The organism is Escherichia sp. MOD1-EC6300, from assembly GCF_002965045.1.
GTDB classification, from domain to species: domain Bacteria; phylum Pseudomonadota; class Gammaproteobacteria; order Enterobacterales; family Enterobacteriaceae; genus Escherichia; species Escherichia coli_F.
In genome coordinates, this window is the sequence record NZ_PTRH01000014.1 from 1 (window position 1) to 20568 (window position 20568).

General features: G+C 52.6%; 20 protein-coding genes. 6 read left to right on the forward strand and 14 right to left on the reverse strand.

The features are described 5' to 3' along the window. Nucleotides 1-307: 307 nt before the first annotated feature. The 4 genes from hemG to pepQ are packed head-to-tail and all read right to left on the reverse strand — an operon-like array spanning nt 308 to nt 4300. Nucleotides 308-853 (reverse strand): menaquinone-dependent protoporphyrinogen IX dehydrogenase, encoded by a 546-nt coding sequence (hemG, locus tag BGE37_RS18790; protein WP_032185585.1) that lies wholly within the window; start codon nt 851-853, stop codon nt 308-310. Nucleotides 854-864: 11 nt separating this feature from the next. Beyond that, entirely contained in the window at nt 865-2316 is a 1452-nt protein-coding gene (gene trkH / locus BGE37_RS18795; RefSeq protein WP_000545683.1) for a Trk system potassium transporter TrkH, read from the reverse strand. 38 nt (nt 2317-2354) lie between these two features. Further along, nucleotides 2355-2969, reverse strand: coding sequence for an IMPACT family protein (locus BGE37_RS18800; RefSeq protein ID WP_001353706.1), 615 nt, complete (start codon nt 2967-2969; stop codon nt 2355-2357). Continuing rightward, nucleotides 2969-4300 carry a Xaa-Pro dipeptidase gene (gene pepQ, locus BGE37_RS18805; protein WP_000444545.1) on the reverse strand — a complete coding sequence of 444 codons (1332 nt, stop codon included), beginning with the start codon at nt 4298-4300 and terminating at the stop codon, nt 2969-2971. The genes BGE37_RS18800 and pepQ overlap by 1 nt, the downstream gene beginning before the upstream one ends. Before the next feature lie 188 nt (nt 4301-4488). Between pepQ and fadB the strand changes: the two genes are divergently transcribed. Further along, complete coding sequence (gene fadB / locus BGE37_RS18810; RefSeq protein WP_105288345.1) at nt 4489-6678, forward strand: fatty acid oxidation complex subunit alpha FadB; 2190 nt, start codon at nt 4489-4491, stop codon at nt 6676-6678. Between the two features lie 9 nt (nt 6679-6687). Next, on the forward strand, nt 6688-7851 hold the full coding sequence (gene fadA / locus BGE37_RS18815) for an acetyl-CoA C-acyltransferase FadA (protein ID WP_105288320.1): 1164 nt from the start codon (nt 6688-6690) through the stop codon (nt 7849-7851). Between the two features lie 183 nt (nt 7852-8034). On the opposite strand, the gene fre is transcribed toward fadA, so the two are convergent. After that, on the reverse strand, nt 8035-8736 hold the full coding sequence (gene fre / locus BGE37_RS18820; RefSeq protein WP_032185583.1) for an NAD(P)H-flavin reductase: 702 nt from the start codon (nt 8734-8736) through the stop codon (nt 8035-8037). A 45-nt stretch (nt 8737-8781) separates the two neighbouring features. Continuing rightward, on the reverse strand, nt 8782-10275 hold the full coding sequence (gene ubiD, locus BGE37_RS18825; protein ID WP_000339813.1) for a 4-hydroxy-3-polyprenylbenzoate decarboxylase: 1494 nt from the start codon (nt 10273-10275) through the stop codon (nt 8782-8784). 166 nt (nt 10276-10441) lie between these two features. Between ubiD and rfaH the strand changes: the two genes are divergently transcribed. Further along, nucleotides 10442-10930 carry a transcription/translation regulatory transformer protein RfaH gene (gene rfaH / locus BGE37_RS18830; protein WP_001192396.1) on the forward strand — a complete coding sequence of 163 codons (489 nt, stop codon included), beginning with the start codon at nt 10442-10444 and terminating at the stop codon, nt 10928-10930. Here rfaH and tatD read toward each other — a convergent pair. The 8 genes from tatD to rmuC form a co-directional block, all read right to left on the reverse strand. Beyond that, the gene (tatD, locus tag BGE37_RS18835; RefSeq protein ID WP_105288321.1) at nt 10927-11709 is read right to left on the reverse strand and encodes a 3'-5' ssDNA/RNA exonuclease TatD; all 783 of its coding nucleotides are present in this window, start codon (nt 11707-11709) and stop codon (nt 10927-10929) included. The two genes, rfaH and tatD, sit on opposite strands and share 4 nt — an antisense overlap. A 41-nt stretch (nt 11710-11750) precedes the next feature. Then, the gene (gene tatC, locus BGE37_RS18840; protein WP_000109943.1) at nt 11751-12527 is read right to left on the reverse strand and encodes a Sec-independent protein translocase subunit TatC; all 777 of its coding nucleotides are present in this window, start codon (nt 12525-12527) and stop codon (nt 11751-11753) included. A 2-nt stretch (nt 12528-12529) separates the two neighbouring features. After that, entirely contained in the window at nt 12530-13045 is a 516-nt protein-coding gene (gene tatB, locus BGE37_RS18845; RefSeq protein ID WP_000459594.1) for a Sec-independent protein translocase protein TatB, read from the reverse strand. Between the two features lie 3 nt (nt 13046-13048). Further along, entirely contained in the window at nt 13049-13318 is a 270-nt protein-coding gene (gene tatA / locus BGE37_RS18850) for a Sec-independent protein translocase subunit TatA (protein WP_001295260.1), read from the reverse strand. Nucleotides 13319-13396: 78 nt separating this feature from the next. After that, nucleotides 13397-15037: a ubiquinone biosynthesis regulatory protein kinase UbiB gene (gene ubiB, locus BGE37_RS18855; RefSeq protein ID WP_105288322.1), complete on the reverse strand. Its 1641-nt coding sequence runs from the start codon at nt 15035-15037 to the stop codon at nt 13397-13399. Then, nucleotides 15034-15639 (reverse strand): ubiquinone biosynthesis protein UbiJ, encoded by a 606-nt coding sequence (gene ubiJ / locus BGE37_RS18860; protein WP_001355388.1) that lies wholly within the window; start codon nt 15637-15639, stop codon nt 15034-15036. The genes ubiB and ubiJ overlap by 4 nt, the downstream gene beginning before the upstream one ends. A 13-nt stretch (nt 15640-15652) precedes the next feature. Continuing rightward, nucleotides 15653-16408, reverse strand: coding sequence for a bifunctional demethylmenaquinone methyltransferase/2-methoxy-6-polyprenyl-1,4-benzoquinol methylase UbiE (gene ubiE, locus BGE37_RS18865; RefSeq protein WP_000227958.1), 756 nt, complete (start codon nt 16406-16408; stop codon nt 15653-15655). A gap of 94 nt (nt 16409-16502) precedes the next feature. Then, a complete protein-coding gene (rmuC, locus tag BGE37_RS18870) occupies nt 16503-17930 on the reverse strand; it encodes a DNA recombination protein RmuC (protein WP_032185577.1) in 1428 nt (475 codons plus the stop codon). A gap of 215 nt (nt 17931-18145) precedes the next feature. On the opposite strand from rmuC, the gene BGE37_RS18875 reads away from it, so the two are divergent. Genes BGE37_RS18875 through BGE37_RS18885 form a run of 3 tightly spaced genes read left to right on the forward strand, consistent with a single transcriptional unit; the run spans nt 18146 to nt 20560 of the window. Next, the gene (locus BGE37_RS18875) at nt 18146-18913 is read left to right on the forward strand and encodes an IclR family transcriptional regulator (protein WP_105277611.1); all 768 of its coding nucleotides are present in this window, start codon (nt 18146-18148) and stop codon (nt 18911-18913) included. Nucleotides 18914-18936: 23 nt separating this feature from the next. Further along, the gene (locus BGE37_RS18880; RefSeq protein ID WP_105288323.1) at nt 18937-19941 is read left to right on the forward strand and encodes a 2-dehydro-3-deoxygalactonokinase; all 1005 of its coding nucleotides are present in this window, start codon (nt 18937-18939) and stop codon (nt 19939-19941) included. Beyond that, nucleotides 19931-20560, forward strand: a complete 630-nt coding sequence (locus BGE37_RS18885; protein WP_001116474.1) for a 2-dehydro-3-deoxy-6-phosphogalactonate aldolase — start codon at nt 19931-19933, stop codon at nt 20558-20560. Before BGE37_RS18880 ends, BGE37_RS18885 begins: the two co-directional genes overlap by 11 nt. Nucleotides 20561-20568 lie beyond the last annotated feature (8 nt).

Genomic DNA, 20568 nt, shown 5'->3' on the forward strand with positions numbered 1-20568 from the left:
TTTTTCGTCTTGCGACGTTAAGAATCCGTATCTTCGAGTGCCCACACAGATTGTCTGATAAATTGTTAAAGAGCAGTGCCGCTTCGCTTTTTCTCAGCGGCGCGGGGTGTGCATAATACACTTTCCCGCTACAGAGTCAAGCATTTTTTTGCTTTTCTCTGTCGAGATTCTCAGGAGAACCTCGCTGACCCGGCGGCGTGTTTGCCGTTGTTCCGTGTCAGTGGTGGCGCATTATAGGGAGTTATTCCGGCCTGACAAGAGGAAATTTAAAATAATTTTCCGACCGCGCATTTTTTACTCTTTATGCTTATTTCAGCGTCGGTTTGTCGGTTAAATGGGCGATTTCTCGGGCGAAATTCGCCACCTGCTGCCAATCGGTATAGACAACTTCTTTGCGCGTATCCGTTTCACCGCCTGACATCTTCATAATCAGCTTGATCATAAAGCGGTCGTACCAGCGGTAACGTGGATAACGTAGCGCCCCGGCAATGACGGCACAGCGATCGGGACGCCATTGTGAACTCATCAGAAACTTGCGCGCGTAGCTGTTGGTCTGTGGAGTACGCTTCTCCGGTTTACGCGCCACCAGGTTTACGGAGTAAAAGGCGCTCGGCATCGAATTCAGCCGCGTCGCATGCTTTTTGACAAATTCCTGGAACGCAGAGTGGTAGTGACCATAGCGAATAGAAGCACCAATGACCACACGGTCGTAGTTTTCCCACTGGGGTTCTTCAATGCGGTGCACATTGGCGACATCCGCCTGGATCCCCAGTTCTTTCAGTTCCGAAGCCAGGTAGGAGGCAATCTCGCGCGTTTGTCCGTCCCTTGTTGAGAAAAGAATTAATGTTTTCACGTATTACTCCATCATTCACGCCAGAAAGTCGGGGTAAAGAGCACCAGCAATGTAAAGACCTCGAGACGACCAAACAGCATGTTGGCAATCAGGATCCATTTAGCCACCGGGTTCATACTGGTAAAGTTATCAGCAACCACGCCAAGCCCTGGTCCCAGGTTATTCAATGTCGCAACAACCGAGGCAAAGGCAGAAAAGTCATCCACACCCGTGGCGATAATCGCCAGCATACTGACAATAAACACCAATGCATAGGCGGAGAAAAATCCCCAAACGGCTTCGAGGATACGTTCCGGCAGTGCGCGATTCCCCAGCTTAATGCTATACACGGCGTTCGGGTGCACCAGTCGTTTCAGCTCACGGTTCCCCTGCTTAAACAGCAGCAGAATGCGGATCACTTTCAGGCCACCGCCCGTAGACCCGGCGCAACCGCCAATAAATGCTGAACATAAAAGCAGTACCGGCAAAAAGAGCGGCCAGCGGGCAATGCTATCTGTCGTAAATCCGGCGGTCGTCGCCATCGACACCACCTGAAAAAACGCCTGGTTAATTGTCATCAGCGCCGAACTGTAGACATTATGAAACCACAGCACGAGGGTACAAATAACCACCAGCGTAAACTGTACGCCGATAAACATGCGAAATTCCGGATCGCGCCAATAAACCTTCAGACTACGCCCACTTAACAGCGAAAAGTGCAGACCGTAGTTACAGCCGGAGATCAGCAGGAAGATAGCAATGATGGTGTTAATAGTCGGGCTGTCGAAATAACCGATACTGGCATCATGTGTCGAGAAGCCGCCAATAGCGATAGTCGCAAAGCTATGGCCGATGGCATCAAAGGCATCCATTCCGGCAAACCACAACGCCAGCGCACAGGCGACGGTCAGCAAGACATAAATCAACCACAGGGTTTTCGCCGTTTCCGCAATTCGCGGGCGCATTTTGTTATCTTTCAGCGGGCCGGGCATTTCCGCGCGATAGAGCTGCATCCCACCCACGCCGAGGATAGGCAGTATCGCAACCGCCAAAACGATGATCCCCATCCCGCCAAACCATTGCAGCATCTGGCGATAAAAGAGGATTGCGTGAGGAAGTGTATCCAGTCCCACCAGCGTAGTGGCCCCCGTGGTAGTCAGACCGGAGAAAGATTCAAAAAACGCATCGGTAATCGTGAGGTTTGGGCTTTCCGAAAAGATAAAAGGGAGCGCACCGACGCTACCCAACACGGTCCAGAACAGCACCACTATCAGAAACCCTTCACGGGATTTCAGTTCGCCCTTTTCTTTACGGTTCGGCCACCACAGCATAGAACCAATGGCAAGGGCGACAAAAAAGGTCTGGGTAAAAGCGCGGCCCGCTCCATCCCGGTAGATGAGTGCTACCAGCCCAGGGATAATCATGGTCCCTGAAAATAAGATGACCAGTAGTCCAACGATTCGGGTAATGGCGCGAAAATGCATCTCTGCCGCTTCCTTAGTTCTGCAAAACGAAGTGGGGATTATTCTTCAATCGCTAACAATTGCAATGAACCACGGCTAAAATCCGCCAGCTTTGCGGAAAATTCAGCCACTTTCGCCGCCGGAAGCGCCACCCGCAGCAGAACGAATGCCTGATAATCACTGTTGATAATTTTGCCGCCACACTGCCCCAGCAACGCTTCAATGCCGGTTAACTGACTATATTCACATTGCAAAGTATATTCGGTTAATGGCGTCTTGCGTTGGGTCGTTAGCTGGCGCAGTGCCTGATTCACGCCGCCGCCATACGCTTTCACTAACCCACCGGTGCCCAGCAATATGCCGCCGTAGTAGCGCACCACCACGGCGGTAATTTCCCCGACGCCGCTGCCCATAAGTTGGGCGAGCATCGGTTTACCTGCCGTTCCCGCCGGTTCCCCGTCATCAGAGAAACCCAGTTGTTGAGAATCATCCGGTGCGCCAGCTACCCACGCCACGCAATGGTGGCGGGCATCAGGGTGTTCTGCCCGCACCGATTCAACAAACGCTTTCGCCGCCTCGACGCCATCGGTATGCGCCAACAGCGTAATGAAGCGGCTTTTTTTGATCTCTTCAACAACCGTGACCGGTGCCGCAGGAATTAACCAGCTTTCCATCACGCCAGTTTCAGATCCCGGGTCATGTTTTCCACGTTGTTTTCGTGGATCACCACGTTGTCTTCGATACGAATACCGCCGAACGGTTTCAGTGCTTCAATTTTCTGCCAGTTGAAGTGTTTGCTGAACTGCCCTTCACGCCACGGTGCCAGCAGCGATTCGATGAAGTAGATACCCGGTTCGATGGTTAAGACCATGCCCGGCTGGAGAATACGGGTGCAGCGCAGGTACGGATATTTTGCCGGTGCCGCGAGGTGCGTACCGCTATCATCCTGCATAAAACCGGCCACGTCATGCACCTGCAGGCCCAGCGGATGGCCGATACCGTGCGGCATAAACGGTCCGGTAAGATCATTTTCGACCATCGCCTCTTCACTCATATCGGTGATGATTTGATGTTTACGCAGCAGTTTGGCGATACGCTGATGGAACTGGATGTGGTAATCCACATAGCTGACGCCTGCTTTCATGGTGGCGATCAGCGCCAGTTGTTCATCATTTACGTCTTTCACCAGCTGTGCATAGTCGTTGTCGCTTTTTGCCGACCAGGTACGAGTCAGGTCAGCCGCATAGCCGTTATATTCGGCCCCGGCATCCAGCAGGAAGCTGCGCATCTCTTCCGGTGCCTGATGGTCGAGTTTGGTGTAATGCAGTACCGCAGCGTGTTCGTTGAGCGCCACAATGTTGCTGTAAGGCACGTCGGTATCACGATGACCGGTCGCGGTCAGATAGGCAATGTTGATATCGAACTCGCTCATGCCAGAACGGAACGCTTCTTCTGCCGCGCGATGACCGTTGACCGCCATTTTCTGCGCTTCTCGCATACAGGCCAGTTCGTACTCGGTTTTGAAGGAGCGGTAGTAATGCAGGTAGTCGATCACCCCTTTCGGGTTGATATTGCTGGCCTCAATACCCAGTTGCAGCGCACGTTCTGGCACCGGACCGATATAACCGATATTGCCGCGCGCAGCAGGCAACAGACTACCAATGCCATCGGCTTTCGGCAGCGCGATCACTTCTACATCTTCAGTCCAGAAGGAGTTCGGCAGCGGTTCGACGTTGTGCCAGTAATCAACCGGCAGATAGAACCACAGTTTCGGCTTATTCACGCCATCCACCAGCAGCCAGCAGTTTGGCACCTGAGTTACCGGCACCCACGCTTTGAATTGCGGGTTCACTTTAAACGGATAGGGATGATCGTCGAGAAAAACGTTGAACAGTTCGCCGGAGTGAATAAGTAACGCATCCAGCTTGAAGCGCGCCAACGCATCGCGAGTCCGTTCCTGTAAGGTAGCTATATGATTTTTATAGAGCGAGGCCAGTGATTCCATTTTTTACCCTTCTGTTTTTTGACCTTAAGTCTCCGCATCTTAGCACAACGTTAATACAGAGCGTGATTTCTGCCGAGCGTGATCAGATTGGCATTTCTTTAATCTTTTATTTGCATATTTTTAACACAAAATACACACTTCGTCTCATCTGGTACGACCAGATCACCTTGCGGATTCAGGAGACTGACATGCTTTACAAAGGCGACACCCTGTACCTTGACTGGCTGGAAGATGGCATTGCCGAACTGGTATTTGATGCCCCAGGTTCAGTTAATAAACTCGACACTGCGACCGTCGCCAGCCTCGGCGAGGCCATCGGCGTGCTGGAACAGCAATCAGATTTAAAAGGGCTGCTGCTGCGTTCGAATAAAGCAGCCTTTATCGTCGGTGCTGATATCACCGAATTCTTGTCCCTGTTCCTCGTTCCTGAAGAACAGTTAAGCCAGTGGCTGCATTTTGCCAATAGCGTGTTTAATCGCCTGGAAGATCTGCCGGTGCCGACCATTGCTGCCGTCAACGGCTATGCGCTGGGCGGTGGCTGCGAATGTGTGCTGGCGACCGATTATCGTCTGGCGACGCCAGATCTGCGCATCGGTCTGCCGGAAACCAAACTGGGCATTATGCCGGGCTTTGGCGGTTCTGTACGTATGCCACGTATGCTCGGTGCTGATAGTGCGCTGGAAATCATTGCCGCCGGTAAAGATGTCGGCGCGGATCAGGCGCTGAAAATCGGTCTGGTGGATGGCGTAGTCAAAGCAGAAAAACTGGTTGAAGGCGCGAAGGCGATTTTACGTCAGGCTATTAACGGCGACCTCGACTGGAAAGCGAAACGTCAGCCGAAGCTGGAACCGCTAAAACTGAGCAAGATTGAAGCCACCATGAGCTTCACCATCGCTAAAGGAATGGTCGCACAAACAGCAGGGAAACATTACCCCGCACCCATCACCGCAGTAAAAACCATTGAAGCGGCTGCCCGTTTTGGTCGTGAAGAAGCATTAAATCTGGAAAACAAAAGTTTTGTCCCGCTGGCGCATACCAACGAAGCTCGCGCACTGGTCGGCATTTTCCTTAACGATCAATATGTAAAAGGTAAAGCGAAGAAACTCACCAAAGATGTTGAAACCCCGAAACAGGCCGCTGTGCTGGGCGCAGGCATTATGGGCGGCGGCATCGCTTACCAGTCTGCGTGGAAAGGCGTGCCGGTTGTCATGAAAGATATCAACGACAAGTCGTTAACCCTCGGCATGACCGAAGCCGCGAAACTGCTGAACAAGCAGCTTGAGCGCGGCAAGATCGACGGTCTGAAACTGGCTGGCGTGATCTCCACGATTCATCCAACGCTCGACTACACCGGGTTTGATCGCGTGGACGTTGTGGTAGAAGCGGTTGTCGAAAACCCGAAAGTGAAAAAAGCCGTGCTGGCAGAAACCGAGCAGAAAGTACGCCCGGATACCGTGCTGGCTTCCAATACTTCAACCATTCCTATCAGCGAACTGGCCAACGCGCTGGAACGCCCGGAAAACTTCTGCGGGATGCATTTCTTTAACCCAGTGCACCGGATGCCGTTGGTGGAAATTATTCGCGGTGAGAAAAGCTCCGACGAAACCATCGCGAAAGTTGTCGCATGGGCGAGCAAGATGGGTAAAACGCCAATTGTGGTTAATGACTGCCCCGGCTTCTTTGTTAACCGCGTGCTGTTCCCCTATTTCGCCGGTTTCAGCCAGCTGCTGCGCGACGGCGCGGATTTTCGCAAGATCGACAAAGTGATGGAAAAACAGTTCGGCTGGCCGATGGGTCCGGCATACTTGCTGGATGTCGTGGGCATTGATACCGCGCATCACGCCCAGGCAGTGATGGCAGCAGGTTTCCCGCAGCGGATGCAGAAAGATTATCGCGATGCCATCGACGCTCTGTTTGATGCCAACCGTTTTGGTCAGAAGAACGGCCTTGGTTTCTGGCGTTATAAAGAAGACAGCAAAGGTAAGCCGAAGAAAGAAGAAGATGCCGCCGTTGACGACCTGCTGGCAGAAGTCAGCCAGCCGAAGCGAGATTTCAGCGAAGAAGAGATTATCGCCCGCATGATGATCCCGATGGTCAACGAAGTGGTGCGTTGTCTGGAGGAAGGCATTATCGCCACTCCGGCAGAAGTCGATATGGCACTGGTCTACGGCCTGGGCTTCCCTCCGTTCCACGGCGGCGCGTTCCGCTGGCTGGACACCCTCGGTAGCGCAAAATATCTCGATATGGCACAACAATATCAGCACCTCGGCCCGCTGTATGAAGTGCCGGAAGGTCTGCGTAATAAAGCGCGTCATAATGAACCGTACTATCCCCCGGTTGAGCCAGCCCGTCCGGTTGGCGACCTGAAAACGGCTTAAGGAGTCACAATGGAACAGGTTGTCATTGTCGATGCAATTCGTACCCCGATGGGCCGTTCGAAGGGCGGTGCTTTTCGTAACGTGCGTGCGGAAGATCTCTCCGCTCATTTAATGCGTAGCCTGCTGGCGCGTAACCCGGCGCTGGAAGCAGCGGCCCTCGATGATATTTACTGGGGTTGTGTGCAGCAGACGCTAGAGCAGGGTTTTAATATCGCTCGTAACGCGGCGCTGTTGGCAGAAGTGCCGCATTCTGTCCCGGCGATCACCGTCAATCGCTTGTGCGGTTCATCCATGCAGGCACTGCATGACGCAGCACGGATGATTATGACTGGCGATGCACAGGCATGTCTGGTCGGTGGCGTGGAGCATATGGGCCATGTGCCGATGAGTCACGGCGTCGATTTTCACCCCGGCCTGAGCCGCAATGTCGCCAAAGCGGCGGGCATGATGGGCTTAACGGCAGAAATGCTGGCGCGTATGCACGGTATCAGCCGTGAAATGCAGGATGCCTTTGCCGCGCGATCACACGCCCGCGCCTGGGCCGCCACGCAGTCGGGCGCATTTAAAAATGAAATCATCCCGACCGGTGGTCACGATGCCGACGGCGTCCTGAAGCAGTTTAATTACGACGAAGTGATTCGGCCGGAAACCACCGTGGAAGCCCTCGCCACGCTGCGTCCGGCGTTCGATCCAGTCAGCGGCACGGTAACGGCGGGTACGTCTTCCGCTCTCTCCGATGGCGCTGCAGCCATGCTGGTGATGAGTGAAAGCCGCGCTCGTGAATTAGGTCTTAAGCCACGCGCCCGCGTACGTTCGATGGCGGTCGTTGGTTGTGACCCGTCGATTATGGGTTACGGCCCGGTTCCAGCCTCGAAGCTGGCGCTGAAAAAAGCGGGGCTTTCTGCCAGCGATATCGGCGTGTTTGAAATGAACGAAGCTTTTGCCGCGCAGATCCTACCATGTATTAAAGATCTGGGACTGATTGAGCAGATTGACGAGAAGATCAACCTCAACGGTGGTGCGATCGCGCTGGGCCATCCTCTGGGTTGTTCCGGTGCGCGTATCAGCACCACGCTGCTGAATCTAATGGAGCGCAAAGACGTCCAGTTTGGTCTGGCGACGATGTGCATTGGTCTGGGTCAGGGTATTGCAACGGTGTTTGAGCGGGTTTAACCACTTGCCGGATGCGGCGTGAATGCCTTATCCGGTCTACCGACCCGGCACTAATGTAGGCCTGATAAGACGCGCCAGCGTCGCATCAGGCATCGATTGCCGGATGCGACATAGATCTAAATGCCACTGTATAAAGTTTTAGTTGCCGTTCTTCCCGCCTGTCAGGGGCGGGTTTTTTATATCTCAGATAAACGCAAACGCATCGCCAAACAGGCGGTCTTCCCGCGCATTACGCTCACTGCAAAACAGGTCACGGGCGATTTTCGCCATCTCAAAACGCCCGGCAATGTAGATATCATGCTCTGCCAGCGTGCCGTGATCCTGCAATACCGCCGTTAACACGGTGCCAGTACGCCCACGCCAACCCGCTTCCGGTTGTTCAACCACCGGCACCACTTGCAGACCAGGATGCTTCAGCGAAAGCGCCTCAAGCTCGCAGAGATCATAAAGATGCTGCTCTTCACGCCCCCCCCAGTAAATGGTGATATCACGGTTTGGGTTACGCGCCAGCGCCGTCAGCAAAATCGAGCGCGCATAAGAGAACCCGGTGCCACCCGCAATCAAAATCATCGGACGTTCTTCATCATCGCGCAGCCACGCTTCTCCGTGGGGAATATCGACCACGATTTGATGATCTTTGAGGATACGGTCCATGACTGCTTTCGCGTAAAGGTTGATTTCAGAAGCGCCAATATGCAGCTCGATAAACTCTTTTTCATCCGGCGTCGAAGCCATTGAGAATGGACGTTTATCGCGCTCATCCATCACCACCATCAAATACTGACCAGCACGAAAAGAAAAGGCCGCGTCTGGCACGATTCGAACACGATATACGGTATCGGTGATAGCTTCTACCGAGGTCACTTTACAGCTTAAGGTTGTCATGCGCTTTCTCTGTCGGATCGATAAATAGGGCAAAACAAACGCGCATCAGGCGCTTTTACCGTTGTTAAAGATGGCCAGTTCATCCCAGATGGCGTCAATATGCGCGACAACATCCGGATCTTTTTTGATGGGACGTCCCCATTCACGCTGGGTTTCCCCTGGCCATTTATTCGTGGCATCCAGCCCCATTTTTGAACCCAGCCCGGAGACAGGCGAGGCAAAATCCAGATAATCAATAGGCGTATTTTCTACCAGAACAGTATCCCGCGCCGGGTCCATACGGGTGGTAATCGCCCAAATCACATCGTTCCAGTCGCGTGCGTTGACGTCATCATCGCAAACGATCACAAATTTAGTGTACATAAACTGGCGTAAGAACGACCAGACGCCCATCATGACGCGCTTCGCGTGTCCGGCGTACTGTTTTTTGATCGTCACTACCGCCAGGCGATAAGAGCAGCCTTCCGGCGGCAGGTAAAAATCGACAATTTCCGGGAACTGTTTTTGCAGAATCGGCACAAACACTTCGTTCAGTGCGACACCCAGCACAGCAGGTTCATCCGGCGGACGCCCGGTATAGGTGGAATGATAAATCGCATCTTCACGCTGGGTAATATGCGTCACAGTAAATACCGGGAAACTATCGACTTCGTTATAGTAACCGGTGTGGTCGCCATACGGCCCTTCCGGCGCCGTTTCACCTTGTTCGATATACCCTTCCAGCACAATCTCCGCACTGGCGGGCACTTCAAGGTCATTGGAGATACACTTCACCACTTCGGTCTTGGTGCCGCGCAGCAATCCGGCAAACGCATATTCTGAAAGTGTATCCGGAACGGGCGTTACCGCACCGAGAATCGTAGCGGGATCAGCACCCAGCGCCACAGAAACCGGGAAACGTTCGCCCGGATGCGCCGCGCACCACTCCTGATAATCCAGCGCGCCGCCGCGATGCGACAGCCAACGCATAATCAGTTTGTTTTTACCAATCAGCTGCTGGCGATAAATACCCAGATTCTGCCGTTCTTTATTCGGGCCGCGCGTTACGGTCAGCCCCCAGGTAATCAGCGGCGCGGCATCTTCCGGCCAGCAGGTCATAATGGGAATGCGGTTAAGATCGACGTCATCGCCAGAGACGATTTTTTGTTGGCAGGGCGCACCACGCAGTCGCTTTGTCGGCATGTTCAATACTTGTTTAAACTGCGGCAGTTTATCAAACAGGTCGCGGAAACCTTTTGGCGGCTCCGGCTCTTTCAGAAACGCCAATAATTTACCCACTTCACGCAGCGCCGAAACATCTTCCTGCCCCATGCCCATCGCCACGCGCTTTGGCGTACCGAACAGGTTGCACAGCACCGGCATTGAGTAGCCTTTAGGGTTTTCGAACAACAACGCAGGCCCACCGGCACGCAAAGTGCGGTCAGCAATTTCAGTGATTTCCAGATGCGGATCCACCGGGAGCGTGATACGTTTTAGCTCACCCTGCTGTTCAAGCAGCGTCAGGAAGTCGCGTAAATCGTTATATTTCATGGCATCCATTGTAGCCTCTTAATCTGCGCCCATTATACGGCGTTCATCTTTGCGATGCTGTAAATTTGTTAAATTAGCGTGAACTCTGACGGTATAACGCAAACCGGGGAATATAATTAACTTAGCGTAAAGCTTTTGCTATCCTTGCGCCCCGATTAAACGGATAAGAGTCATTATGCAATCCTGGTATTTACTGTACTGCAAGCGCGGGCAACTTCAACGTGCCCAGGAACACCTCGAAAGACAGGCTGTGAATTGCCTGGCACCGATGATCACCCTGGAAAAAATCGTGCGTGGCAAACGTACTGCAGTCAGTGAACCATTGTTCCCCAACTACCTGTTTGTGGAATTTGATCCAGAAGTCATTCATACCACGACTATCAACGCGACCCGCGGTGTTAGCCACTTCGTGCGCTTTGGCGCGTCGCCAGCGATAGTCCCATCAGCGGTGATTCATCAGCTGTCGGTGTATAAACCGAAAGACATTGTTGATCCGGCAACCCCTTATCCGGGTGATAAGGTAATTATTACCGAAGGCGCATTCGAAGGTTTCCAGGCCATTTTCACCGAACCCGACGGCGAGGCACGTTCCATGCTATTGCTTAATCTTATTAATAAAGAGATCAAGCACAGCGTGAAGAACACCGAGTTCCGCAAACTCTAAAACGCAACCCCAAACAGTGTTTTGACATTGGCATCCGTGGTGGCAGCCAGCCATGCGGCATCTTCCCCACGCCATTGCGCGATACGTTGCAAAATATGGGGCAGATAGGCTGGCTCGTTGCGCCGGGATGATGGCTTCGGCGTGAGATCTCGCGGGAGCAGATACGGCGCATCAGTTTCGATCAGCAATTTCTCCGCCGGAATCAACGGCAAGATTTCCCGCAGCTCCAGCCCACGTCGTTCATCGCAAACCCAACCGGTAATGCCGATATAAATTCCACGCGCCGCGCACGCCTGCATCTCTTCACGTGTACCGGTAAAGCAATGAAGAACTGCACCAGGCAGTTTATCCAGCCACGGCTCCAGCAAGGTTATAAACCGATCGTGGGCATCGCGACAGTGCATAAATACTGGCATGTTTAATTCTGCAGCAATGCGTAGCTGAGCAACAAAAGCACGTTCCTGCTCTTCTGGTGTAGAAAAGTTGCGGTTAAAGTCGAGGCCACACTCACCAATCGCCACCACTTCTGGCTGCGAGGCCAGTTCAATGATCGCTTCTTCGGTCGCTGCTTGCCACTGGCTGCTGTCATGAGGATGCACGCCCGCCGTTGACCAACAGGATGAATACTGACGCGCCAGTTTTTGTGCCTGCTGGCTTTCGTGCAGGTTAGTGCCAGTGATGAGCAGCCCATCAACTCCTGCGTCAAAAGCGCGTGCTACAACATCATCACGGTCTTTCGCAAATTGCGAACTGGTCAAATTAACGCCGATATCAAACATCCTGTACTCCATATGACAACCGCCCTGACGGGCGGTTGAATTTATTCTTCAGTTTTTTCGCTTTCTGCTTCAGCGTCGTTTTCCTCTTCCCGGTTTCGACCCTTACCAACGTAAAAGCGTGAGAAGAAGACACCGATTTCAAACAGGCAGTACATCGGGATCGCCAGCAGCGTTTGCGAGAAGACATCCGGCGGCGTCAGCAGCATCCCGACAACAAATGCGCCAACCAGCACATACGGACGTTTTTTGCGTAAGTCTTCTGGCGAGGTAATTCCCATCCAGCACAGCAGCACAATTGCCACCGGCACTTCAAAGGAGACACCAAACGCCATAAACAGCGCCATAACGAAGCTTAAATAGCTGGCGATGTCGGTGGATACCTGTACCCCTTCCGGCGCGGTATTGGCAAGGAAGCCAAATGCCAGCGGAAAGACCACAAAGTAGGCGAACGCCATGCCGATATAAAACAACAGAGAGCTGGAAACCAGCAGCGGCACCACCAGACGACGTTCATGCTTATACAGCGCTGGGGCGATAAACGCCCACACCTGATAGAGAATCACCGGCGCTGACAGAATCAGCGACACCATAAAGGTCAGCTTGATCGGCGTAAAGAACGGTGAGGCCACGTCGGTGGCGATCATCGTTGAACCTTGCGGCAACTGCTTGATCAATGGCGCGGATACCAGGTGATAGATGTCATTGGCGAAATAGACCAGACACAGGAATATCACGATCACCGCGATAATGCAGTTCAGCAGACGCTTACGCAGCTCAATCAGATGCGTGATAAGCGGTTGAGTATCTTCTACAGACATGTTTACGGTTTATCACTCGACGAAGGGGAAGGTGCAGCGGTTTTCGGTTCAGCGTCCGCAGCAGGTTTTACCACCGGCTCTGGCGTGGTTTCTGGCTTCTGTTCCGGCGAACTGGCCTGCGTTTGTGCAGCGGCAGGCGTTACGCCTTCATGCGCAGCTTCATTATCTTTCACCACCGGATTATGGATGGTGTGCGCTTCATCGCTCGCCTTTTCAGGATCGTTTGCAACGTAGGAACGCTTCATCGACTCCGCGGCCTGGCGTAGTTCATCCATCGACGCTTTCAGTTCGGGCGTCAGGTTAGTGAGGCTCGCCTTTTCAACCTTTTTCAGGCTGTCCTGAAACTCCTGGAGTTTTAACTCCTGGGTCAGTTCGTTCTGCACCGTTGTCGCCAGTGAACGCAACGCGCGAATCCAGCCCGCTACCGTTTTTACCGCCACAGGCAGTCGTTGCGGCCCCAGAACGACGAGGCCGATGATGAACACCAATAGCAGTTCGCTAAAACCGATATCAAACACGGATTACACCTGCTCTTTATCGTGGCGCTTCGCGTCTTCTGTTTTAGCCTGTTCCTGATTCGTATCCGCCTGCTTATCGGCGATAGTTTTCGCAGTAAAATCAGCATCCTGACTGGTTTTATCCTGCTTTGGTTCATCATCGCTCATTGCTTTTTTAAAGCCTTTGATCGACGCACCAAGATCGGAACCGATGGAGCCGAGCTTTTTGGTGCCAAAAAGCAGTACAACGATGACGGCAATAATCAATAACTGCCAAATACTGATACCACCCATACATGTTCCTCTGTGGTAGATGATGATTAAACAAGGCCGCATTATACGTTACACGGCCCGCCTTGAGCGATGAAAAAATCAGCGTGTTTTGCGCCAACCGACAAACCAGGCGATCAGACCACCTGCCATTAACCAGCCGGGCATCAACCCCCATTCAGGGCGGCTGACCAACAAGAATGTGCCGCTTAATACTAACGTAGCGCCAATTCCGAGAAAATAACGCGATTGTCCCTGACGTATATGATTTGACTGAAGCTCGCGGGCAATCTTATCAACACTGTGCTGTAAATACTTGCCCTGGCGCAAACTGTCGTAAACCAGTTCAGGCAGTTCTGGCATTTTTTCGACCCAGAACGGCGCTTTTTCTTTAAATGCTCTCACCAGCGCAGGAATACCGACCTGATCTTTAATCCACGATTCAAGGAAAGGCTTCGCCGTTTTCCATAAATCAAGCTGCGGATAAAGCTGGCGTCCTACCCCTTCGACGTAGAGCAGGGTTTTCTGGAGTAACACCAGTTGCGGCTGCACTTCCATATTGAAGCGACGCGCCGTATTAAACAGATTTAACAGCACATGTCCAAACGAAATTTCGGCCAGCGGTTTCTCAAAGATAGGTTCACAGACCGTACGAATGGCAAATTCGAACTCTTCAACGTTGGTATCTGGCGGCACCCAGCCAGAATCGACGTGTAGCTCTGCCACTTTGCGATAGTCGCGATTAAAGAAGGCGATAAAGTTTTCCGCCAGATAGCGTTTATCTTCTTTGTTTAGCGAGCCGACAATCCCGCAATCAATGCCGATATATTTCGGGTTTTCTGGGTGTTCATAGCTTACAAAGATGTTGCCAGGGTGCATATCGGCATGGAAAAAGCTGTCACGAAAGACCTGAGTGAAGAACACCTGCACGCCGCGTTCTGCCAGCAACTTCAAGTTGGTGCCGTTTTTCTCCAGCGCCGCGACATCTGAAACCGGAATGCCGTAAATGCGCTCCATCACCATCATCCCTTCACTACAATAGTCAGGGTAAACTTCCGGGATGTAGAGCATCGGGCTGTCTTCAAAATTGCGCCGAAGCTGAATGGCGTTGGCAGATTCCCGCAGCAAATTCAGTTCATCAATCAATGTCTTTTCGTACTCGCGCACCACTTCGGTTGGGCGCAGACGGCGACCATCCGGCAGCAAACGCGGCACCCAGCGAGCCAGACGGTAGATAAGTTTCAGATCCGCTTTAATCACCGGCAAAATATCCGGGCGGATAACTTTAATCACCACCTCTTTGCCATTCGATTTCAATCGTGCGGTATGAACCTGAGCAATAGAAGCCGACGCCAGCGGCTTGATTTCAAAATCGTCAAACCACGCTTCTACCGGCAAACCGCCCATTGCAGCTTCAATCTGTTGCTTCGCAAGCTTGCCATCAAACGGAGCAACTTTGTCCTGCAATAACGCCAGCTGATCGGCAATATGCGGAGGAAAAAGGTCGCGGCGGGTAGACAGCATCTGCCCGAACTTGATCCACACTGGCCCCAGTTCTTGCAGAGCCAGTCGTAGTCGCTCACCTAAAGGTTTGTCTTTATGCCGATTTGGCATCCAGAATAATGAGTATCGCCATAGTCGTAACGGCAGGGTGATACGCATTTTAGGGATCAGTTCATCAAGTCCGTAGCTTAAAAAAGTGCGAATGATGAAATATAGGCGCCGTACTTCACCTGGCGTCATTTAGCCTCCAGTTTTTCCAGCCGTTTGGTCAGGGCATCAACAGCACGCTCGACGGCAGCCGTCTCTTCCGCAAACCAGGCCACTTCAAGTGGACCGGGTGCCATACGCCACTCTTCAGTAATGGCTTCCGCCACATAACGTTGCTGGCGTTTAATACCGTGATGCAGGAGCTTTGCGCCTCCACGCAGGGCTTTGCTGATACCTTCAGCGGCGATATCACCGGTATAAGGGGCCAGCAGTTCCGCAGGGTCGAACTCTGCCAGATCTGCCAGCGCAACGAAGTTTTGCACCACCTGAATATCGCCCTGTACTTCCAGCTCACCGCTGCGAATTAACGCAGCAAGCTGCTGGCGATCGCGAAGTTTCGGCAACACGCTGGCGTAGGCGATAACGGTGCAGTCAGCATCTCCTGCCCATTCGCCCAGCACATCGACCTGGCGTTCGCTGAACACCAGAATCAATGACGTCGAAAAGCCTTTTACCTCCACGCGCAAAACTTTACCCAGCAGACGCGAGCGGGCCGTTTTCAGCGCGGGTGAACGATACAGGAAGGTGTTGAGCAGACTTTCAATTCCTGCCGTCACTAAAGGTTTAAAAGGCATTTCCGGTCTCCTGTCAGAACTTATAACCACGATGCAGCGCCACAACCCCTGCCGTCAGGTTGTAATAGTCGACACTTTCGAATCCAGCATCCTGCATCATAGCTTTCAGGGTGTCCTGATCGGGATGCATGCGGATAGATTCAGCAAGATAACGGTAGCTGTCAGCGTCGTTCGCGACCAGTGAGCCAATACGCGGCAGCACATGGAAGGAGTAAGCGTCATAGGCCTTACTTAACGGCTCGATAATCGGCTTCGAGAACTCAAGCACCAGCAGTCGGCCGCCAGGTTTCAGAACGCGATACATTGAACGCAGAGCTTTATCTTTGTCAGTGACGTTACGCAGACCAAACGAAATGGTGATGCAATCAAAGGTGTTATCCGGGAACGGCAGCGCCTCAGCGTTCGCCTGAACATACTCAACGTTGCCAATCACACCAATATTACGCAGCTTCTCGCGGCCCATTTTGAGCATGGATTCATTGATATCAGCAAGGACCACTTTGCCAGTTTCACCCACCAGGCGGGAGAATTTCGCTGTCAGGTCGCCAGTACCGCCTGCCAGATCCAGCACGGTCTGCCCGCGGCGTACGCCACTGCAATCAATCGTGAAGCGTTTCCACAAACGATGTATGCCAAAAGACATCAAATCATTCATGACATCGTATTTCGATGCCACGGAATGGAAAACGTGGGCGACCATATCCGCTTTTTGTTCCTTCGCGACGGTCTGAAAACCAAAGTGCGTCGTTTCTTGTGACTTATCCACCATCTCAATGCCTGCTCATCAAAAAATTGTTCCAGAAGTGTAACAGATTGGGCGTCGATGCCCTAGATTTCTACCCGGCTTAACTACCCCCAATGGGCTAGCGCGACTGCTGATTATATTCATCATCGCGTTGATAAGCTTCATCATTCGGCTGCTCCGGTACCGACCGCAGTCGATACTCTTCATCCTGGCTCACCGCTTGTTCAGCCAAATCCGGATTAATCTCGCGTTTAATTTCTACTCCTAAACCGCGAAACGCTTCTGCTTGCGCCAGCACATTTCCGCGACCTGAAGAGAGTTTTTTCATTGCCTGACGATAGTTGTCCTGTGCTTTGTCCAGACTTTGACCAATCGCGGACATATCATCGACAAACAAGCGCATTTTGTCGTACAACTTGCTGGCACGATCGGCTATTTTCTGAGCGTTGCGGCTTTGATGCTCATAGCGCCAGAGGTTGGCGATAGTGCGCAGCGCCACCAGCAGCGTGGTCGGGCTAACCAGCATGATATTGTTTTTCAACGCTTCGGTGATCAGCTCCGGCTGGCGGTCAAGCGCCAGTAAAAAAGCGGGTTCAACGGGAATAAACATCAGCACGTAATCCAGGGTTCGCAGCCCCGGCAGCTGTTGATAATCTTTGCGTCCCAGCAAACGGATATGGTTACGCACCGACGCGATATGTTCCTGTAGCGCGCTTTCGCGGGTGTAGTCGTCTTCTGCGTTGAAATAGCGTTCATAGGCGACCAGTGTCATTTTTGCGTCGATCACCACATCTTTTCCCTGCGGCAACCGCACGATGACATCCGGCTGCATCCGCGAGCGGGCGTCATTTTCGATGCTGACCTGGGTTTCATATTCATACCCTTCACGCAGACCGGAAGCCTCCAGCACACGCGTCAATACTACCTCGCCCCAGTTGCCCTGGGTTTTATTGTCGCCTTTCAGCGCACGCGTCAGGTTGATCGCTTCCTGGGCCATTTGCGCGTTGAGCTGCTGGAGATTGCGTATTTCGTGAGTCAGGGTATGGCGTTCTTGTGCTTCTTTACCGAAACTGTCCTGAACCTGACGACGAAAACCGTCCAGTTGTTCACGTAGTGGCGACAACAGGCTGTTCAGACTCTGACGGTTTTGCTCATCAACCCGGCGATTGCTGTGCTCGAAAATACGGTTGGCGAGGTTTTCAAACTGCTCACTGAGGCGCTGTTCGCTGTTGATCATTTGGCGAATTTTATCGTCAGCATGTTGCTGTACGGCCTCCATTCGCGTGGTGACTTCACGCAGATCCGCCTCCAGCGAGGTGTTAATGCTTTGCAGACTGCGCACTTCATTATTGAGTAACTCGCACTCAGCACGCCAATGTTCGCTTTGGGTAATTTGTTGTTTTGCCGCACTTAACTCCGCGACCATCTCTTCACGTTCAGCGAATTGCTCGGCTTTTTGCTGCGCATGCTGATAACTGGCAATCAGCCAGCCAATCGCCACGCTCACCAACGCAATAACTGCGTAAACCATGATTGAGATATCCACAACGCCTCCAGCCTCATTACTTACCCGCACAAAATAGAATTGTGCTGTACAAACGTCCAGTTTGAAAGAAGTTTCCTGCGAGGCGCTACGCAAAACGATCCTTAATTTTTATTATTTTATCCCACAATATGAGACCTAGTTTATATTGTGGGATAAATCACCTTTTCCCCACGTCATTATGTGGAACACTTCAGCAATATCATCAGGAGAAACGTATGGCAGATACCTCTTCAACCACCGCTGGCGCACAAACGTTATTACGCGGGCTCGCGGTTCTTAATGCTGTTTATAACGGCTGCCATGACCTGAAAAGTATCGGCGAGTTCACCGGCACGACCCGGAGCACAACCCATCGTTTAGTCACCGTTCTGGTGGAACAACGCTACCTGCGCCACGTCCCAACGCAGGGCTACCAACTGGGCGCCAAACTGATCGAATTCGGTGCCAGAGCGCTGGAAAGCACCTCGCTGTACGAAGTTGCGCTGCCCGTTTTGCAACGCCTTGCCCGTTACACCCTGGACACCGTGCATCTGGGGATCGTTGAAGGCGACGAAGTGCTGTATCTGGAGAAGATCAACAGCCAGCGCGGGCTGGAAATGCGCTCACGCCCAGGCCATCGCATGCCACTGGCAATCACCGGCATCGGCAAGGCATTGATCCTCAACCGAACAGAAGAAGAGTGGCGCACGCTGTTTAAGACCTGTGGTGATGAAACAAAACTGGGCGCATTTATTCAGAACATGCGTCGTTATGCCGCGAGTGGTTTTGCTTTTGATCTGGAAGAGAACGAGCCGACTATCCGTTGCGTTGCAGCGCCGGTTTACAACGCCCGGGATGAAATTGTGGCGGCTATTTCTGTCGCCAGTACCACTACGTATATGTCACTGGCGCGTCTGGAAGAACTGGCACCTTACGTCAAATCCTGTGCAGAAGAGATATCCGCTGAACTGGGCTGGGGTAAGCACGTCCGCAAAAATAAATAAACCATGACTAAAGGAAACGGCTAATGTCGGGAAACACCTCATTTATTGCCCTGGACTGGGGAACGTCATCGCTTCGGGCATGGCGTTTTGGCGATTCACCAAATCCACAAGAAAAACGTGAATTCCCGTGGGGGATCATGAAATTACCCTCCCAGGCAGCAACACGTGAGGACGCTTTCCACGATACGTTTTTACGTGTCTGCGGCGACTGGCTGGCACAATCCCCATGCCCGGTTCTGGCTTGCGGCATGATCGGCAGTGCGCAAGGGTGGCAACCCGCAGCTTATTTACCTTGCCCGGTCACTCTCGAGGGTCTGGCAAAGCAGTTGACGCCTGTTATCCACCAGCAGCAGACAATGCTGCATATTATTCCTGGCGTGATTAAAGAAGGTGAAATGCCCGAAGTAATGCGTGGTGAAGAGACACAAATCTTCGGTGCTATCTCGATGGAACCGGCCCTGCAAAACGCGATCCGCCAGGGTATGCCTGTGCTGATTGGCTTACCTGGCACACATGCGAAATGGGCGGTAGTTGAAAACAACACCATTACCGATTTCCGAACCTTTATGACTGGCGAGTTATTTGATGTTTTATCCCGCCATTCGATTCTCGGTGCCACCATGCGTTCGGGAGATGAACCGCACTGGGATGCCTTCACCCATGGGCTGACAGCAGCACAAGAGCATCATCAGACCGGATTATTATCGACGCTGTTTTCGACCCGTTCGCGCCTGCTGACCAGTAATCTTACGCCGTCCTCACAGGGGGATTACCTTTCAGGATTACTGATAGGCCATGAATTATGCGGTCTGGCATCCAGTTTGCTACGTGATTTACCCGCCACAACACCGATCGCCTTAATCGGTAGCGCCACTCTGAACAGCCGCTATTCACAAGCATTCAGCCACGTTTTTCCCGACAGACAGCTACACGCCATTCCTAATGCCACTGAACAGGGGTTATGGCGAATCGCCCACGTTGCCGGGCTACTCTCCACCAACGCCAGGGAATGTACCCATGCCATTTAATACGCTTTTGCAAAAAACCGGGTTAGTCGCCATTTTACGCGGCGTGAAACCGGATGAGATTGTCGCCATCGGTGAAAAGCTGTATGCCGCTGGATTTCGCCTGATTGAGATTCCCATGAACTCGCCGGAGCCGTTGCAAAGTATCAGTTTACTGCGCGACGCCCTGCCTAAGGACTGCCTGGTCGGAGCCGGAACGGTGCTTTCGGTGGAGCAAGTCGTCGCGGTTAAAGAGGCTGGAGGCCAGATTATCGTGATGCCGCATTGCGATACTGCGGTGATCCGTCGTGCCCGTGCGCTGGGTATGTATTGTGCGCCTGGCGTCGCTACGCCCACCGAAGCTTTTGCTGCCATTGAACATGGCGCCAATGCCATCAAGCTGTTCCCGGCTGAACAAATTACGCCTGAAGTCACCAAAGCCTGGCGTGCGGTTATTCCACAATCCGTTCCGATGTTACCGGTTGGCGGTATCACTCCAGACACAATGGCGCGTTATCTGAGCCACGGCGCAAACGGCTTTGGCCTCGGTTCTGCGCTATATCGCCCCGGCATGACGCCAGAGCAAGTCTATGAAAATGCAGTACTGTTTATGAACGCATGGAACAATTTAAATAGCAAATAACTGATAAA